Genomic DNA, 15418 nt, shown 5'->3' with positions numbered 1-15418 from the left:
ACCGGTCGGGGTCATTCGGCGGCAAGGCGCCCGTACGGGGCGGCCCCGCAGGTGGGGGTGCCCCGATCCATCACTCCGGTGTGGTCGAGTACCGCTCGATGCTCGCACGGCCTGTCGATCGGTCGAGTAGGCGCAGCTCCCACGGGCCCGTGTTCACGTCGAAGTCCTTGCCGAACCCGACCCATTTGCCCGCCATACGTCGGCCCGTCGGCTCGATCAACAGCTGAATCGCACCGTGGTACCGGGCGCCCTGGTAGTAGCCGTCAGCCGCCGTCTGCTCGGTCCACGTACCGGTGACGACGTTCCGTTCAACGGTGAGATCCAGAGACAATGGGCTGTCCGGGTTGGTCGATGCTCCGAGCAGGCTCTGAGCTGTCAGCCGGTTGCCGTGCTGGACGATCACGACGTGGTGCTTACAGTCGAATGTCTCGTCACGGCTGGACGAGTAGAACTCGTACCGGGACAGCCAGATGCCCGCGTACTCGCTCTGCGGCTCCGGCTCCGGGCTTGTGGCAGCGTCGGTCGTGCCGACTTCCCCAGCCTCCATGTCGTGGCCTCCTGCCCCGTCCGAGTGGACGCGTGTCATCGGGATCGCGAACCCCAGTGACTCGGGGGTGCGGCCGGTGAGCTGCTTCAGTGCCCGCGCGTACAGCGGGCGGCATGTCCTGGTCTCCCCGGACTCCCAGCGTTGCACGAGTCGCTTGGAGGCGTCGTTCGGCTCCCCCAACTCCTCGCCTGCGTCACGTAAGCCCCGGGCGAACTCGTCTTGGCTGAGGTTCATCGACTTGCGTACGGAGGTCAGCACGTCGTTGGGGATTCGCCCACGCTCTGCCGTAGTGGTCATGATCCGAGAGTAGTCACGCCACGCCTTCAATGACACCGGTTTGACGCCTTCGGGGTGACGCCGACATGACGCCCGAGGGACGCCTTGAACGTCGCCGCAATGGTCATGGCCTGTCCGGAACATGGACGTCATGTCCATCCGCATCAGCGCTTATACGGTGAGAGCCGACGGCACTCAGACCAGGCCGCGAACCCTGTATGAGGGTGAGGGCGGGGAACCCCTCGCTACCGGCCTGATGCCGCCGTGCCTGTGCCCCAGGTGCAGTGGTGGGCGACATGACCGGAGCACCACGGACCCCCGATTGCCCGGAGGCAAGCCAGCATGAGCACGGCAGTAGTGATCCGCGACCCGAAGGCGTACGTCACCCCGGACGTGTGGGAGCGGGAGGTGGCCCTCCTGCTCCGCAACCCGGAGAACACGCGCGAACTGGCCGAGGCCAAGTTCGGACAGGCCATCGCCTACCTGGTCACGTGCGGCGAGAACCCGGACCTTCTCATGGGCCCGTCCGAGCAGGTGGACGAGGCGTGGCACTCGTTCATGCTCGACTCGATCCCGTACCACCACTTCACCAGCCGGCACTTCGGCCGGTACATCCACCACGTACCGGAGCTTCCGGGGACGGCGGTCGGGGTTCTGTGCGTGACCGACGACGAGGTGACGCGGGACGGGCATGATCCCAGGAACGGTGGCCCGCTCGTCCTGGAGCAGACGATCAGGGCCATCAAGGCGGCCGGGTTCGAGATCGACCCCGACCTGTGGGGCATGGGGAACGCGGCCGACTGCAACCAGTGCCACGCCGGGTGCCACGACTCGCCCAGGTAGTGGTAAGCAGCATGTGAGTTGGGGCCTGTCCCCGTACGTTGGGGGTGGGCCCCTCATGCTGGAAAGGATCACCGCATGTCATTGGCTGAGTCCTGGGACAGGTACGCGGTCGGGAGCAAGCCGCGCAGGGCCGTGAACGCCAACGGTGAGACGACCTGGCTGAACTGGACTCAGTACGCCGATCATGGGCCGAACGAGAGCGTTCTGGGTCCCGTGGCCGGTCGCCGGGTGCTGGAACTCGGCTCGGGGAGCGGTAGCAACCTCGCGCACCTCGTGACGCTTGGCGCGACGGGTCGAGGTGTGGACATCGCCCCCGCCCGCGAGACGGTCGCGCGGGAGTGCTGGGGCCACTTGCCGGGCCTTGAGTTCCGGACGGCGGAGGCGACGACATTCCTGAGCGAGACAGACGAGACGTTCGATGTCGTGCTCTCGATCTTCGGTGCCGTGTGGTTCGTCGGTCCGGACACCCTGCTCTCGCTGATCCGCTCGCGCATGGCGCCGGGCGGCATCCTGGCCTTCTCGCATTTGCCCCCAGGAAGCCAGGGGCCCAAGGCCGCCGAAGCCGGACTGCGGCACGACCGCACCCCGGATGAGTGGAAGCGCATCCTGACGGGGCACGGCTTCTCTGACGTGCGCGTGTCTCTGATCGAACCGCCGGAGGGCAAGGCTGTGGGCACGATGCTTGTCCGTGCCTTGGCGACCTGACCGCGCGGCTGTGCGCCTGTCTCAGGACACCCCGGCCTTCTGGCAGACGGAGCGAACCGTCATGGCGCTCCACTTCGCGGCTCTGCGCGGGGGCAGGCCCTCTGTGCCGAGCTGCGTGCCGATGGCCCGGTAGCTCATCCCCTCCGCTCTCAGTTCGAGTGTGCGGGCCTGTGCCGCCTGCTCCGTGGGGTTGGGTGCAGCGTCGCGCTCTCGCCCCTCTCCGTCCCCGTGGAAGCCGTAGGCGTACGCCTTGCAAGAGCGACGGCGGTAGGAGTGAGGAGCCGACGGCGAAGGGCAAGCAGGTTGGCGAAGAGCGGCCCCCTGTAGGGGGCCGACAGGGCGAAGACGAAGAGCACAAGCGGCCGGCGAAGGTGGGCCGCGTGAGCGGCCCCCAGCAGGAACACGAAGGGACTGACTCCCTTGGGGGCCTCCGGCCCCCACCTTGTCCTTCGTGGATCTTGGCAAGGCCAAGCAAGAGGACCAGCGTCGACGCTGGTTCGGAGACGCGTACGTGGCTCCCCTGCCGGTGGACTTCGACTACGACGGCTTGACCGACCGGCTCCAGGAAGCGGGGCAAGAGCCGCCCCCTTTCTGATCCGGCATGACGAAGCCCCGGCTTCTGGATGATCAATTCCAAGGGATGCCTGCGGAGGGTTTGAAGCGGGCGTCGGTCGAAGCCGCCGCGAGACGGTCGGGCGGCGGGCTGCCGGCCCTGGCTGTCGAGGTGCGGCTGCTCTGGGGCCGGTGAGTGCCTGGTGCCGGCCGGGACCCGGGCGCGGTGCGTGCGAGCCGCCGCCTGCGGTCGCCTCCGCTCTCCGCTCTCCGCTCTCCGCTCTCCGCACGCCGCACGCCGCACTCCTTACCTCGGCGCAGGGCGGCGATGCATGTGCGCAGCGCCCGCAGCGTCCGCCGGATCTCCACCGGCTCCCGCACACGCTGCTCGCGTAACGCCGTCGGCAGGACGGCGCGCAGGCCGCTCCCGATCCGGTGCGGTGGTGCTCGGCTGCTCGCGCCGCGCCGCGCCGCGCCTACGCCTCGAAGCGCTCGAAGCACTCGAAGCGGCCGAACCGTCCCCGGTGGAACAGCAGCGGGTCGCAGTCCTCCGCGGCGTCCAGCGCCTCCACCCGCCCCACCACGATCAGATGGTCGCCGCCGGTGTGGACCGCGCTGATCGTGCAGTCGATCCAGGCGGGGACGGAGGCGAGCCGGGGGGAGCCGGTCACCGGGGCGGGAGTGTGGGCGACGCCCGCGAACTTGTCGGCGCCGCTCACCGCGAACGCACGGCACAGTGCGTCCTGATGCGTTCCGAGGACGTTGACGCAGAACGCCCCGGCGCGGGCGATGCGCGGCCAGGTCGCCGATGTACGGGCGACCGTGAACACCACCATGGGCGGATCGAGCGACAGCGATGCGAAGGACTGGCAGGCGAAGCCCGCCGGTCCACCGCCCGCCTGGTCCTGGGCCGTGACGACGGTGACCCCGCTCGCGAAGTGCCCCAGCACCCGGCGGAACTCGGCGGGGGCGACCGGTGGTCTCTCGCCCTCCCCGACGGCCCGCAGCGCGGGACGAGGCGGTGCATCGTACGGCGGTCCGGCCGCCGCGGCGGTACCGCCGGTACCGGTGGAGCGGAGGTAGCGGACGGCGGTCGCGGCCATCCCTGCGTGTCCCATCACAGCACCCATTGAAACTGACGATGCGTCAGATGAGAAGCCTCCTCGCCCCACCCTCCGAGGCCTGCGCGCCGCCCGCCGCCTGCGGCCCGCGGCCCTCGGCCCGCCATCTGCGGCCCGCGGCCCTCGGCCCGCCACCTGCGGCCCGCAGCCCTCGGCCCGCCACCTGCGGTCCGCCACCTGCGGCCCGCGGCCCTCGGCCCGCGGGAATCCGCCCGAGCACCGGTGCGGGGCGCGGTCACGACCGGTGGACCGGCCGGGGCGCACTCCGCACCCGGTAGCGTGGCGACCGACCAGCCGACGCCGCGGTTTACGGAGAAGCAACCGTCATGGGCACACCCCTGTTCGTCAAGGTCTGCGGTCTGCGCACGGAGCGGGACGTCGACACCGCCGCCGAGGCCGGTGCCGACGCCATCGGCTTCGTCTTCGCCGAGAGCCCGCGCCGCGTCGGCGCCGGTACCGCGCGCCGGCTCGCCGCCCGGGTGCCCGACGGTGTCCTGACGGTCGGCGTCTTCCGCGACCAGCCGCTATCAGAAGTCCGCGCCCTGCTGGACGAGACCGGCATGCGCGCCGTCCAGCTGCACGGCGGGGAGGACCTCGCGTACTACGACTCCCTGCGTACGGACGGCCGCACCCTGATCCGGGGGGCAGCCGTCAAGGGCGAGGTACCGCGGTACGGCGAGCGCGGCGAGGACATCCTCCTGCTCGACGCGCCCGTGCCCGGCGCGGGCGAGGCCTGGGACCGCACCGGCAAGCGACTCCCGGGCCCCGGGCGGCGCTGGCTGCTCGCCGGCGGACTCGCCCCGCACAACGTCGCGGCGGCGGTGCGTACGGCCCGCCCCTGGGGCGTGGACGTCTCCAGCGGCATCGAGACCAGCCGCGGGGTGAAGGGCCCCGAACTGATCACGGCGTTCGTCGCGGCCGCGCGCGGCGCACGCACGGAGTCCGGGTAGCCGTAGCCGTTTGGCCGGCGGGGCCGGAGGGGCCGGCGGGGCGCAGCGGGCGTGCGGCGGGCGTGCCGCGGGCGTGCCGCGGCTGGGAAAACGGGTCGCGGGGGAGGCCGTCCCCCGGGTTCCATGGCCTGATGGGTTTCACCGACCGTCTGTCGGCCTTCGCGGCCGTGTCGTTCCTGCTGATAGTGATTCCCGGCCCCAGCGTGCTGTTCGTGGTCGGGCGTGCGCTGGCGCAGGGACGCCGTGCGGCGCTGACCACGGTCGTCGGGAACACGCTCGGGGCCTATGTGCTCGTCGCGGGTGTCGCCCTCGGGGTCGGGACCGTCGTGGAGCGGTCCGTTCTCGTGTTCACGGTGCTGAAGCTCGCGGGTGCCGGTTACCTCGTGTACCTCGGCGTCAAGGCGGTACGGCAGCGGAAGTCCCTGCTGTCGGCGGTCGCGGACGGCGGCCCCGGCGGGCAGGGGAGCGCGCGTACGTTGTGGGAGGGCTTCGCGGTCGGGGTGGCGAACCCGAAGACGATCGTGTTCTTCGCCGCCGTACTCCCGCAGTTCGTGGACCGCGGGGCCGGGCACGTCGTGCTGCAGATGCTGCTGCTGGGACTGGTCTTCAACGTCATCGCGCTGGTCTGCGACAGCGTATGGGGTCTGGCCGCGGCGACCGCTCGCGGCTGGTTCGCCCGGTCACCGCGGCGGCTCGGCGCGGTCGGGGGCGTCGGCGGGCTGGCGATGATCGGTCTCGGAGTCGCCGTCGCGGCGACCGGCCGCAAGGACTGAACGGGGCGCGGCGCCGGGAGCGTGCCCGTACTACCCGGAGGTGACTGTTTCGTTCGGAGCGTGCCCGTACTGCCAGGAACATGCTCGTACTGCCAGGAACATGCTCGCACCGCCCGGGGCGTGCTCGTACCGCCCGGAAACGACCGTGTCGTTCGGAGCGTGCCCGTGTCGTTCGGGAGCCGCCCCGAGTGGCGGCATCATCTACCGCCCCCGGTACTCCGGCGTCCGGCGCTCCACGAAGCTCGCCACTCCCTCGTTCGCGTCGCGTGTCGTCATGGCGATCTCCACCGCCGAGGCCTCGGCCGCGAACGCGGAGGCCCGGTCGGTGTCGAGGGACGCGTTCACCAGGTGCTTGGTGAGTGCGAGGGCCCTGGTCGGGCCCTGGGCCAGGCGCTCGGCCCACGCGCGGGCCGTCTTCTCCAGATCGTCCGCCGCCACGACTCGGTTGACGAGCCCCATCCGCTCGGCGTCGGCCGCGGACAGTGCGTCCCCGAAGAACATCAGCTCCTTCGCGCGCTGCGGCCCGACCAGCCGCGGCAGCAGATACGCCCCACCCCCGTCGGGGACGAGCCCGCGCCGTACGAACACCTCGATGAAGCGCGCGGATTCGGAGGCCAGGACCAGGTCGCAGGCGAAGGCCAGATGCGCTCCGATGCCCGCCGCCGTGCCGTTCACCGCGGCGATCACCGGCTTCTCGCAGTCCAGGACGGCGGCGATGAACGGCTGGGCCCCGAGCCGGATCATCCGGGCCACGTCACCGGGGACGCGCTCCCGCCCACCGGCCGCGGACGCATCGGACGTGTGGCTTGCGGAGGTGTGGTCCGCGGACGTGTGGCTTGCGGAGGTGTGGTCCGCGGAGGTGTGGTCCGCGGAGGTGTGGTCCGCGGACGTGTGGCTCGCGGAGGTGTGGCTCGCGGAGGTGTGGTCCGCGGACGTGTGGCTCGCGGAGGTGTGGTCCGCGGACGTGTGGCCCCCGGAGGTGTGGTCCGCGGACGCGGATGCTTCGGGACGCCCGCCGCGCAGATCCGCACCGGCGCAGAAGCCCTCGCCCGTCGCGGTGATCACGACGGCCCTGACGGCCGGATCCGCCGAGGCGTCCGTGAGGAGGGCGATGATCCGCTCGCGCTGTTCCCGGCTGACGGCGTTCATCACCTCGGGCCGGTCGAGCGTGATCCACGAGACCCCGTTCTCCGTGCGGTGCAGTACGCCCCGCGCCGCCCGCCGCTCCTCGTCCGGCGCGGGACGATGGTCCGGCGCGGGACGGTGGTCCGGCCCGGGGTCGGCGACCGCCCGCCGCCCCTCGCTCACCGGCACACCGCCAGCGCGTCCAGCGCCACCGCGCCCTGCCCGCGCGGCAGGACCATCAGGGGGTTGATGTCCAACTCGGCCAGCTCCCCGCCGAGTTCGAGCGCCATCCGCTGGACCCGCAGGACGACCTCGACGAGCGCGTCCACGTCCACCGGCGGCCCGCCCCTGACACCGTCCAGCAGGGCCCGGCCGCGCAGCTCGGCGAGCATGGAGCGGGCCTCCTCCTCTCCGAAGGGCGGTACCCGCACCGCCACGTCGCGCAGCACCTCCACGAGCACTCCGCCGAGCCCGACCGTCACCGTCGGCCCGAACAGCTCGTCCTGCGCGACGCCGACGACCATCTCCACCCCGCGCTCCACCATCTGGCAGACGAGGACGCCGTCGAGGTCCACGCCCTCGTACCGGGCGATGTCGGTCAGTTCGCGGTAGGTGTCGCGGACCTGGCTGGCCGAGGTCAGTCCGATCCGCACGAGGCCCAGCTCCGTCTTGTGCGCGAGCCGCGGCGCGGACGCCTTCATCACCACCGGGTAGCCGACCAGCCCCGCGGCCCGCACCGCGGCGGCCGCGCTGGTCACCAGCTGCTCGCGCGGCACCCGGATGCCGTACGCGCGCAGCAGCTGCTTCGCCGCGTGCTCGCTGAGGCGGTGGCCGGGGCGGAGCAGCGTCTGCGCCTTGCGGAAGGAGGGGGAGAGGGTGCGGGGTGCCTCGTCGAACGGGGAGCGGTAGCCGGTGGTGAAGCGGTGGTGGTCGAGATACGCCCGGACCGCCGTGACGCAGTTGCCGAAGGTGCGGAAGGTGGCCACCCGGGACGAGCCGAGGAGGGTCGTCCGGTACGCCTCCTCCGTCCCGGCGGGCGAACCCCACACCACGCACACCGGCTTGTCGGTCGTCTCGGCGGCGTCGACCAGGTCCTGGGCGAGCCGGTCGCTCATGGGCGGGAAGGGACCGGTGATCGGGCAGACCAGCACGCCGATCGCGGGGTCGGCGAGGATCGCGTCGATGATCTTCCTGCCTCGCCAGTCGCCGACGGGGTGCCCGCCGCTGTCGACGGGGTTGGCCACGTTCAGGTACTCCGGTATCCACTGGTGCAGTTCGGTCCGGCGGGCGGCGGACAGCTCGGGCAGCCGCAGCCCCGCCGCGCTGGCGAGGTCCGCGAAGTGCGCGCCCGTGCCGCCGGAGATCGAGTAGACGGCGACCCCGTCGGCCGTCGGCCTGCGTGCCCGGGCCAGCAGGGCGGCGGTGTCCTGGAGTTCGTCGAGTGCGTCGACGCGGATGACGCCGTACTGGCGCATCGCCGCGTCCACGACCTCGTCGGCGCCGGTGAGCCTGCCAGTGTGCGAGGCGGCGGTCCGGGCTCCGGCCTCGGTGCGGCCGACCTTGACCGCGACGACGGGGACGCGGTTGCGGGCGGCCCGGTCCGCGGCGAGCAGGAACGAGCGGCCGTCCTTGATGCCCTCGATGTAGCAGGCGATGGCGCCGACCTCGGGCCGTCCCGCGAAGTACGCGATGAAGTCCGCGGTCTCCAGGTCGGCCTCGTTGCCCGTGGGCGCCCAGTGGGAGAGGCGTACACCGAGTTCCTGCATGGCGAACACCGGGCGTCCCTGGTGGCCGGACTGGGTGATCAGCGCGATGGCGGGGCCGTCGAGGTCGTCGCGGAACCGCTCGAAGGCGTTGAGGTTGGTGTTCGGGCCGAGCAGCCGCAGCCCGGACCGCTCCACGGCCGTGGCGAGCCGCCGCTGGGCGTCGGCTCCGGCCGGACCGGTCTCGGCGAAGCCGGACGCGAAGGCCACGGCGAACTTCGCCTTCGCCTGGCCGAGTTCCCCGATCACGGGCAGCGGATCGCCGACGAGCAGCACGGCGAGATCCACGGGCTCGGGCAGTGCCGTGACGGACGGCACACAGGGCAGTCCGAAGACGGCGGTACGCGTCGGATGGACCGGGTGCAGTCTCGCCCCGACCCGCTCGGCCCAGGCGATCAGCTGCCGGGTGATCCCGGTACCGGGCCGGCCGTCGCTGTCGGATGCGCCCACGACGGCGACCGCCTCGGGGCGGAAGAAGCGGTCGAGATCGGGTACGGGCGCGTACAGCGGGCGGCCGCTGACGTCGAGGTCGCCCTCGGCGGCGGTGGAGCCGTGGACGGCCGCGCCGGTCTGCTGCCCGCAGGCCACCACCCGGGCGCGGAGGTCGGTGGTCAAGGTGCCGTGGGTTGATCCAAGCATCGTTCCGCCCGCTCCCTGCTCGTCGGCGAAGTTACTGACGCATAATCAGATTACAGAACTGACGGCATGTCAGGAACTGTCCGGACGTGGGAAAAGGCGATGACGCGCGGCCGGATCGGATGCGCGGGGATGCCTGCCCGGAGCGCCCGGGGTGGAACCGGCTCCGGGGAGGACCTGGCGCAGGATGGCCGGAAGCGGGGGAGTGGTCGGCCGGAACACCGACGGTGGCGGGCCCCCCGGCGGGGCCCTCGGCGGGGCCGGTGCGGTCCTGGGGGCGGGGGGCGCGGTCCTGCGGGCGGTCCCCGGGCGGGAGGGTGCGCGTGCCCCGGCGCGGGTCCCGGTGCGGGTCCCCGGGCGGGCGGTGGCGCGGGCAGGCCCCCCGGTCCTGCGGTCAGGAGCAGGGGCAGGGGCAGGGTCAGGGTCAGGGCCAGGGCCAGGGACCGGCCCTTGCCCGGATGGCCGTGGGCCCGGCGCTCAGGCGCACCGACGCACAGGCGCACAGGCGCACGGGCGCACAGGCGCACAGGCGCACGGGCGCACAGGCGCACAGGCGCACGGGTGGGCTGGCGCACCGATGCTCAGGCGCACGGGTGGGCTGGCGCACCGATGCTCAGGCGCACGGGTGGGCTGGCGCCCGGGTGGGCATGGACCCGTGTCGCCCCCTGCCCGGAGGTCGCGGGGGAGGCCGTCAGTCGCTCGTCCCGTGAACGCCGGGGCCTTCCCGGTGAGGCGCCTAGACTGGCGCGAGCGCGGTGGTGACGATCGGGCGGAACGGGAGATGGCTGTGGCAGCAGACCGCGAGGGCTTCGACGACCCGTCCGCCGAGGTGCTGGCAGAGGCTGCCGCCGCCTTCGGGCTGCTCGCGTCGTCGGCCCGGCTGCACATCATGTGGGCCCTGTCCCAGGGCGAGAGCGACGTGACCGGTCTCGCGGAACGCGTCGGCGGGGCGCTGCCGGCCGTCAGCCAGCACCTCACCAAGCTCAAGCTGGCCGGACTGGTGCGCGCCCGCCGCGAGGGCCGTCGCCAGGTGTACGTCGTCGACGACCCCGACATCGTCACCGTCGTCCGGCTGATGGTGGGGCAACTCGCCGCACGCGCCGGAGAGGCTCCCGCACGCGCCGGAGAGGCTCCCGCACGCGCCGGAGAGGCTTCCGCACCGGTGGCCCGGCTGCACCGGACCGGCGCCTGAGCGGCGTGCGGCCCATGCCCGAGAAGGCCCCGGCATCCTCTCCGCACGCCCCGCCCTCCGGCGCCGGGGGCGGGGGCGGGGAGTCGGGTACGCCGACCGTCCTCCAGGTGCTGCGGCGGCTCGACTGCGGTACGCGCGGCCTGACCGAGGCGGAGGCCGAGGAGCGCCTGAACCGCTACGGGCCGAACACGGTGCCGGCCCACCGGGGACCGTCCTGGCCGCGGCTCTTCGCCCGCGGCCTGCGCGACCCCTTCACCACCGTCCTGCTGTGCGTGGGCCTGGTCTCGGCGGTCGTCGCCTCCTGGGGGACCGCCTGCGTGGTGCTCGTCCTGGTCGGCGTCAGCGGTGCGCTGCGCGCGCACGGGGAGTGCCGGACCGACCGGTCCCTGGCGACGCTGCGCGCCCTCGTCGTCAGCACGGCCACGGTGCTGCGCCGCGCCGACGAGGAGTCCGCGCCGGTGGAGCGCGAGGTCCCGGTGGACGAACTGGTGCCCGGCGATGTGATCCGCCTGGGCCCCGGCGACCCGGTGCCGGCCGATGTGCGCCTGCTGAGGTCGCACGGCCTGCATGTGCACCAGGCGGAACTCACCGGTGAATCCGCCCCGGTCCCGAAGGACGCCGCCGATCTCACGCGCCCGCGGGGCGGCGGCGCGTCCGGCCGGCCGCAGCCGCACCCCCGGGGCGCCGGCCCCTTCGGCCGGCCGCAGCTGTGCTTCAAGGGCAGCGGTGTCGCGTCGGGCAGCGGCACCGCCGTCGTCGTCGAGACCGGGGAGCGCACCCGGTTCGCCGCCGCGCGCGCCCTGGCCGCCGCCCGGCGCCGGCCGAGCGCCTTCGACACCTGTGTGAACGGCGTCTCCTGGGCCCTGGTCCGCTCCCTGCTGCTCGTGCCGCTGCTGGTGCTGCTCGCCGACGCGGCACTGCGCGGGCCCGGAGGTCCGGCGACACTGCCGTTCGCGGTCGCGGTGGCCGTGGCAGTGGTCCCGGAGATGCTCCCGGTCGTCGTCACCACCTGTCTGGCGCGGGGTGCCTCGGTGCTGGCGCGTACCCGGGGGGTGCTCGTACGGCGGCTGCCGGCACTGCACGACCTCGGCGCCGTGGACGTGCTGTGCATGGACAAGACCGGCACCCTCACCCAGGACCGGCCCATCGTCGACCGCGCCCTGGACGCGGAGGGCCGCCCCGACCCGGAGGTGCTGCACTGGGCCGCGGTGAACGCCTGGTGGACCCTCCAACTCGCCGACCTGCCCGCACCTGACGCCCTCGACGAGGCGGTCCTGGACGCGGCGGGCCCGGGTGGGGTGTACGAGGGCGGGGCGGTGTTCGACCGCGATCCGGCGGTGTACGAGGGCGGGGCGGTGTTCGACCGCGATCCGGCGGTGTACGAGGGCGGGGCGGTGTTCGACCGCGATCCGGGGGTGTACGCGGGCGGGGCGGTGTTCGACCGCGATCCGGCGGTGTACGAGGGCGGGGCGGTGTTCGACCGCGATCCGGCGGTGTACGAGGGCGGGGCGGTGTTCGACCGCGATCCGGCGGTGTACGCGGACGGGACGGTGTTCGACCGCGATCCGGCGGTGTACGCGGACGGGACGGTGTTCGACCCCGTCCCGGCGGTGTTCGACCGCGACCCCGCGGCGTACGAAGGAGTCGCGGCGCAGCCGTTCGACCCGGTACGGCGTCTGGCCGTCGCCGTCGTCCGCACCCCGGGCCGGATCGGCACGCACACGGTGGTCGTCAAGGGCGCCGCGGAGACGGTGCTGGAACGCTGCGCGACCAGCGAGCAGGAGCGCGAACGGCTGCTCGCGCTCGGCGCACGCCAGGCGGAGCGGGGCCTGCGCGTGCTCGCGGTGGCTACCGCGCAGCGACCCGCCCGCCTGCCCGGGGCGTCCGCTTCCCGCGACGCGCGCGGCCTGACCTTCCGCGGTTTCGTCACCCTGCGGGACGCCGTGGCCCCCACCGCCGCCGGTGCCCTGGCGGCACTCGCCGACCGGGGCGTCGCCGTCAAGGTCCTCACCGGCGACCACCCGGGCACGGCGGTGCGCGCCTGCCGGGAGCTGGGAATCCAGGTGGACGCGGACGGAGTGCTCACCGCCGGTCAGGTGGACGGGCTCGGCGACCGCGAACTCGCCGAGACGGCCGCGCGCACCACCGTCTTCGCCAGATGCGCCCCCGAGCACAAGGCGCGGATCGCCGCCGCCCTGCGGGACGGCGGGCACACCGTCGGCTTCCTCGGCGACGGCGTCAACGACCTGCCGGCGCTGCGCGCGGCCGATGTCGGGATCTCCCCGCGCGACGCCGTCCCCGTCGTCCGGGAGACGGCGGACGTGGTGCTCGCCGACCGGGACCTGGGTCTCCTCGGCCACGCCGTGGACGCGGGGCGGCGCTCCAGCGGCAACGTCACCACGTATCTGCGCGTCAGCCTCTCCGCGAACCTCGGCAACGCGGTCGCGGTGCTCGTGGTGGGCCTGCTCACCTCCTTCCCGCCCATGCTCCCGGCCCTGGTGCTGGTGCAGAACCTCTGCTTCGACGCGGCCCAGATCTCCTTCGCGGGCGACCGTCCGCACCCTGCGGTACTGCGCCGCCCCGCCGCACTGGACACACGCGCACTGCTGCGGTTCGTCACGGGCTTCGGCGCCCTCAACGCGGCGGCCGACCTCGCCACCCTCGCCGTTCTCGCGCTCGCGCCGCACGGCCCGGGCGGCACCGCCGCCCTCCACTCCGGCTGGTTCACCGAGAACCTGCTGACGCAGGCACTGGTGATGGTGCTCCTGCGCACGGGCCACCGCGCCGCCCGCGCCCGTATGCCCGCTCGCGCCCCCCTGCCCGCTCGCGCCCGCCTGCTCGCCCCGGTCGGTCTGCCCGGCCCGGTCGGCTGGGCGGCGGCCGCCCTGGCCGCGACCGGGGTGGTGCTGCCGCTCTCCCCGCTCGGGCCGCCGCTCGGCCTGACGGCGCTGCCGGTCCACTGCTACCTGCTGCTCGGCGCGGTTCTCGCCGGGTACGCGGCCGTGCTGAGTGTCCTGCGGGGCCGCGGCACGGCGGGGCCGCCGCACGACCGCGCGGGCGGGGGGAGCCGCGTGAGGGCCCGGGCGGGGGAAGCGCAGGAGACGCCGGCGGGGGAATCCGTGTGAGGTGCTCCGTGTGCGGTGCCGGCCCGACCGGCACGGCTCACCCGTAGGAGAGCCCCGAGCACAGGTCGTCGTCGGCTGAGCGGGAGCCGTCCACCACATCCTTCGGGAGCGGGGACCGCGAGGCGCCCGTGTCCGGCCGGGCCTTCCCGGCGGAGGGGGAGGGGCTGCCGCTGCGGACGTCACCGCCGTCTATGGCCCGGTCGTCCCCGATGGCGCGCCACAGGGCGTCGGCGTCCGGCTGGACGAGGGCGACGCGCTCCCCCTCGTACCGCCAGGGGACGGTCACGAAGCGGATGTCGGACAGGCCGACGTCCTTCAGCGACATCGCGAACGCGACCAGCTTGTCCGGGGATCCGAGCCCCGGGTCGACGGTCATCGACTTCGTCGCCGCCTCCGCGAGCGGCAGGAGCCTGGACGGGGTCAGCCCCTCGCTCTTCACCCGCCGGACCAGGCTTGCCGCGAACGCCTGCTGCCGCCTGATGCGGCCGATGTCCGAGCCGTCGCCCATGCCGTGCCGGACGCGCACGTAGTCCAGTGCCCTGCGGCCGGAGACGGTCTGCTCCCCCTTGTGCAGCAGCATCTCGCCGCGGGTGGCGCGGGTGGGGTCGAGGTCCTTCTCGTAGACGTCGCGGGGCAGGCACACCGGCACCCCTCCCACGACGTCGGTGAGCGTCGCGAAGCCCTTGAAGTCGACGACGATGGTGTGGTCGACGCGCAGCCCGGTCAGCTTCTCCACCGTGTTCTGTGTGCAGGCGGGGTTGCCCTCGGACGTCTGACCCACCGAGTAGGCCTCGTTGAACATGACGTTTCTGCGGGTGCCGGTCCACGTGCCGTCCGGGAGCCGGCAGGGCGGGATGTCGACCAGAGTATCGCGGGGGATCGACACGGCCACGGCGTGCCGGTGGTCGGCGTAGACGTGGAGCAGGATCGCGGTGTCGGAGCGGCCCGCGTCGTCCTTGGCGCCCCCGCCGAGCGCCGCATTGCCCGAGACGCGTGCGTCGGAGCCGATGACCAGGACGTTCATCGCCTCGGATGGGCCCTGCTCGGGGCGGTGGTGGGCGATGCCGTCCGCGCCGAAGGTGTCGATGTCGCCGTCCAGCCTGAGGTACACCCAGCCGGCGGCGGCGAGGACCAGGGCGAGCACGGCGGCCGGGACGGCCAGCAGCGCCCTGGCGCGCCGGCGGTCGTGCCCTCGGGTGCGGCCGTGCCTCCTCGGCCCTGCCTTCCGGTGGCGCGGGTTCTTCCGGCGGCCGGTCGTCCGGCCGGTCGTCCGGCCGCTCGTCGTCGGGCGCGTGCGCGTCTGGCTGCGACTCATGTCTGAGAGGACGACCGATCGCCTCGATTGGTTGTACGGTTGCGCAATATGGCAATAATCATGGCGGGTGTGATCCCCAGTCCCCCGCCGTCCCGCATGGAGAGGAAGTGGGCGCATGTTCCGCAACGCGCTGGAGCCCTGGCATCTGGTGATCCTGGTGGCCGTCGCCTTCGCGCTGTTCGGCGCCAAGCGGCTGCCGGACACCGCACGCGCCCTGGGCAAGTCCCTGCGGATCCTCAAGAGCGAGGCCCGGGCGATGAAGGACGACGGCGCCGGGCCGCCCCGGTCGCCGGAGCCGGGCACGGTACCCCGGCTCTCCGCTCCGGACGGCGGCGGCGACGACGTCGCCGCCGCGCCTGGCGGTCCGGCCCCGGTGGGGCAAAACGCCGGGGAGAAGGGCGTCGGGGGGAAGGGTGTCGGGGGGAGGGGGTTCCGGGAGGGCGCCCGCTGAGCCGCGCCCGGTGCGTGCGCCGCGCCCCGCGAGGCGCACGGGTG

At 73.5% G+C, this 15418-nt stretch carries 14 protein-coding genes; 8 read left to right on the top strand and 6 right to left on the bottom strand.

Going from position 1 to position 15418, the window contains the following annotated elements; genetic code table 11:
• Nucleotides 1-70 precede the first annotated feature (70 nt).
• Nucleotides 71-844: a helix-turn-helix domain-containing protein gene (locus DDQ41_RS13190; protein WP_109297709.1), complete on the bottom strand. Its 774-nt coding sequence runs from the start codon at nt 842-844 to the stop codon at nt 71-73.
• Nucleotides 845-1165: 321 nt separating this feature from the next.
• Here DDQ41_RS13190 and DDQ41_RS13185 point away from each other — a divergent pair, with 321 nt between their 5' ends.
• Nucleotides 1166-1666: a glycine-rich domain-containing protein gene (locus tag DDQ41_RS13185; protein ID WP_262508454.1), complete on the top strand. Its 501-nt coding sequence runs from the start codon at nt 1166-1168 to the stop codon at nt 1664-1666.
• Nucleotides 1667-1741: 75 nt separating this feature from the next.
• On the top strand, nt 1742-2371 hold the full coding sequence (locus DDQ41_RS13180) for a class I SAM-dependent methyltransferase (protein ID WP_109294680.1): 630 nt from the start codon (nt 1742-1744) through the stop codon (nt 2369-2371).
• 21 nt (nt 2372-2392) lie between these two features.
• On the opposite strand, the gene DDQ41_RS32005 is transcribed toward DDQ41_RS13180, so the two are convergent.
• Nucleotides 2393-2509, bottom strand: a complete 117-nt coding sequence (locus DDQ41_RS32005) for a recombinase family protein (protein ID WP_217364434.1) — start codon at nt 2507-2509, stop codon at nt 2393-2395.
• Between the two features lie 313 nt (nt 2510-2822).
• On the opposite strand from DDQ41_RS32005, the gene DDQ41_RS31275 reads away from it, so the two are divergent.
• Complete coding sequence (locus tag DDQ41_RS31275; protein WP_162602673.1) at nt 2823-2966, top strand: hypothetical protein; 144 nt, start codon at nt 2823-2825, stop codon at nt 2964-2966.
• A 433-nt stretch (nt 2967-3399) separates the two neighbouring features.
• Here the strand turns inward: DDQ41_RS31275 and DDQ41_RS13175 are convergent, their stop codons facing one another.
• Entirely contained in the window at nt 3400-4026 is a 627-nt protein-coding gene (locus DDQ41_RS13175) for a flavin reductase family protein (protein ID WP_109294679.1), read from the bottom strand.
• A 344-nt stretch (nt 4027-4370) separates the two neighbouring features.
• On the opposite strand from DDQ41_RS13175, the gene DDQ41_RS13165 reads away from it, so the two are divergent.
• Together DDQ41_RS13165 and DDQ41_RS13160 are read left to right on the top strand one after the other, a co-directional pair.
• On the top strand, nt 4371-4994 hold the full coding sequence (locus DDQ41_RS13165) for a phosphoribosylanthranilate isomerase (protein ID WP_109294677.1): 624 nt from the start codon (nt 4371-4373) through the stop codon (nt 4992-4994).
• A gap of 131 nt (nt 4995-5125) precedes the next feature.
• Nucleotides 5126-5767 carry a LysE family translocator gene (locus DDQ41_RS13160; protein ID WP_109294676.1) on the top strand — a complete coding sequence of 214 codons (642 nt, stop codon included), beginning with the start codon at nt 5126-5128 and terminating at the stop codon, nt 5765-5767.
• Between the two features lie 201 nt (nt 5768-5968).
• On the opposite strand, the gene DDQ41_RS32415 is transcribed toward DDQ41_RS13160, so the two are convergent.
• Nucleotides 5969-7075, bottom strand: a complete 1107-nt coding sequence (locus tag DDQ41_RS32415; RefSeq protein ID WP_449451397.1) for an enoyl-CoA hydratase-related protein — start codon at nt 7073-7075, stop codon at nt 5969-5971.
• Nucleotides 7072-9294, bottom strand: a complete 2223-nt coding sequence (locus DDQ41_RS13145; RefSeq protein ID WP_109294675.1) for an acetate--CoA ligase family protein — start codon at nt 9292-9294, stop codon at nt 7072-7074. The genes DDQ41_RS32415 and DDQ41_RS13145 overlap by 4 nt, the downstream gene beginning before the upstream one ends.
• 778 nt (nt 9295-10072) lie before the next feature.
• On the opposite strand from DDQ41_RS13145, the gene DDQ41_RS13135 reads away from it, so the two are divergent.
• Together DDQ41_RS13135 and DDQ41_RS13130 are read left to right on the top strand one after the other, a co-directional pair.
• The gene (locus tag DDQ41_RS13135; protein ID WP_109294673.1) at nt 10073-10483 is read left to right on the top strand and encodes an ArsR/SmtB family transcription factor; all 411 of its coding nucleotides are present in this window, start codon (nt 10073-10075) and stop codon (nt 10481-10483) included.
• A 14-nt stretch (nt 10484-10497) separates the two neighbouring features.
• Nucleotides 10498-13608 (top strand): HAD-IC family P-type ATPase, encoded by a 3111-nt coding sequence (locus DDQ41_RS13130; protein ID WP_262508453.1) that lies wholly within the window; start codon nt 10498-10500, stop codon nt 13606-13608.
• Between the two features lie 37 nt (nt 13609-13645).
• Here DDQ41_RS13130 and DDQ41_RS13125 read toward each other — a convergent pair whose 3' ends face one another.
• On the bottom strand, nt 13646-14923 hold the full coding sequence (locus DDQ41_RS13125; RefSeq protein WP_109294671.1) for an LCP family protein: 1278 nt from the start codon (nt 14921-14923) through the stop codon (nt 13646-13648).
• 115 nt (nt 14924-15038) lie between these two features.
• Here DDQ41_RS13125 and tatA point away from each other — a divergent pair, with 115 nt between their 5' ends.
• Nucleotides 15039-15374 carry a Sec-independent protein translocase subunit TatA gene (tatA, locus tag DDQ41_RS13120; RefSeq protein WP_109294670.1) on the top strand — a complete coding sequence of 112 codons (336 nt, stop codon included), beginning with the start codon at nt 15039-15041 and terminating at the stop codon, nt 15372-15374.
• Nucleotides 15375-15418 lie beyond the last annotated feature (44 nt).

Origin of the sequence: Streptomyces spongiicola (assembly GCF_003122365.1) — a bacterium.
Classification (GTDB): domain Bacteria; phylum Actinomycetota; class Actinomycetes; order Streptomycetales; family Streptomycetaceae; genus Streptomyces; species Streptomyces spongiicola.
This window is presented reverse-complemented; position numbering and strand designations above follow the sequence as displayed.

What these genes read in the sequence shown, in the direction of transcription:
- DDQ41_RS13190 (WP_109297709.1), bottom strand. Translation starts at nt 844, where the DNA reads ATGACCACTACGGCAGAGCGTGGGCGAATCCCCAACGACGTGCTGACC.
- DDQ41_RS13185 (WP_262508454.1), top strand. Translation starts at nt 1,166, where the DNA reads ATGAGCACGGCAGTAGTGATCCGCGACCCGAAGGCGTACGTCACCCCG.
- DDQ41_RS13180 (WP_109294680.1), top strand. Translation starts at nt 1,742, where the DNA reads ATGTCATTGGCTGAGTCCTGGGACAGGTACGCGGTCGGGAGCAAGCCG.
- DDQ41_RS32005 (WP_217364434.1), bottom strand. Translation starts at nt 2,509, where the DNA reads ATGAGCTACCGGGCCATCGGCACGCAGCTCGGCACAGAGGGCCTGCCC.
- DDQ41_RS13175 (WP_109294679.1), bottom strand. Translation starts at nt 4,026, where the DNA reads ATGGCCGCGACCGCCGTCCGCTACCTCCGCTCCACCGGTACCGGCGGT.
- DDQ41_RS13165 (WP_109294677.1), top strand. Translation starts at nt 4,371, where the DNA reads ATGGGCACACCCCTGTTCGTCAAGGTCTGCGGTCTGCGCACGGAGCGG.
- DDQ41_RS13160 (WP_109294676.1), top strand. Translation starts at nt 5,126, where the DNA reads ATGGGTTTCACCGACCGTCTGTCGGCCTTCGCGGCCGTGTCGTTCCTG.
- DDQ41_RS13145 (WP_109294675.1), bottom strand. Translation starts at nt 9,294, where the DNA reads ATGCTTGGATCAACCCACGGCACCTTGACCACCGACCTCCGCGCCCGG.
- DDQ41_RS13135 (WP_109294673.1), top strand. Translation starts at nt 10,073, where the DNA reads ATGGCTGTGGCAGCAGACCGCGAGGGCTTCGACGACCCGTCCGCCGAG.
- DDQ41_RS13130 (WP_262508453.1), top strand. Translation starts at nt 10,498, where the DNA reads ATGCCCGAGAAGGCCCCGGCATCCTCTCCGCACGCCCCGCCCTCCGGC.
- DDQ41_RS13125 (WP_109294671.1), bottom strand. Translation starts at nt 14,923, where the DNA reads ATGAGTCGCAGCCAGACGCGCACGCGCCCGACGACGAGCGGCCGGACG.
- tatA (WP_109294670.1), top strand. Translation starts at nt 15,039, where the DNA reads ATGTTCCGCAACGCGCTGGAGCCCTGGCATCTGGTGATCCTGGTGGCC.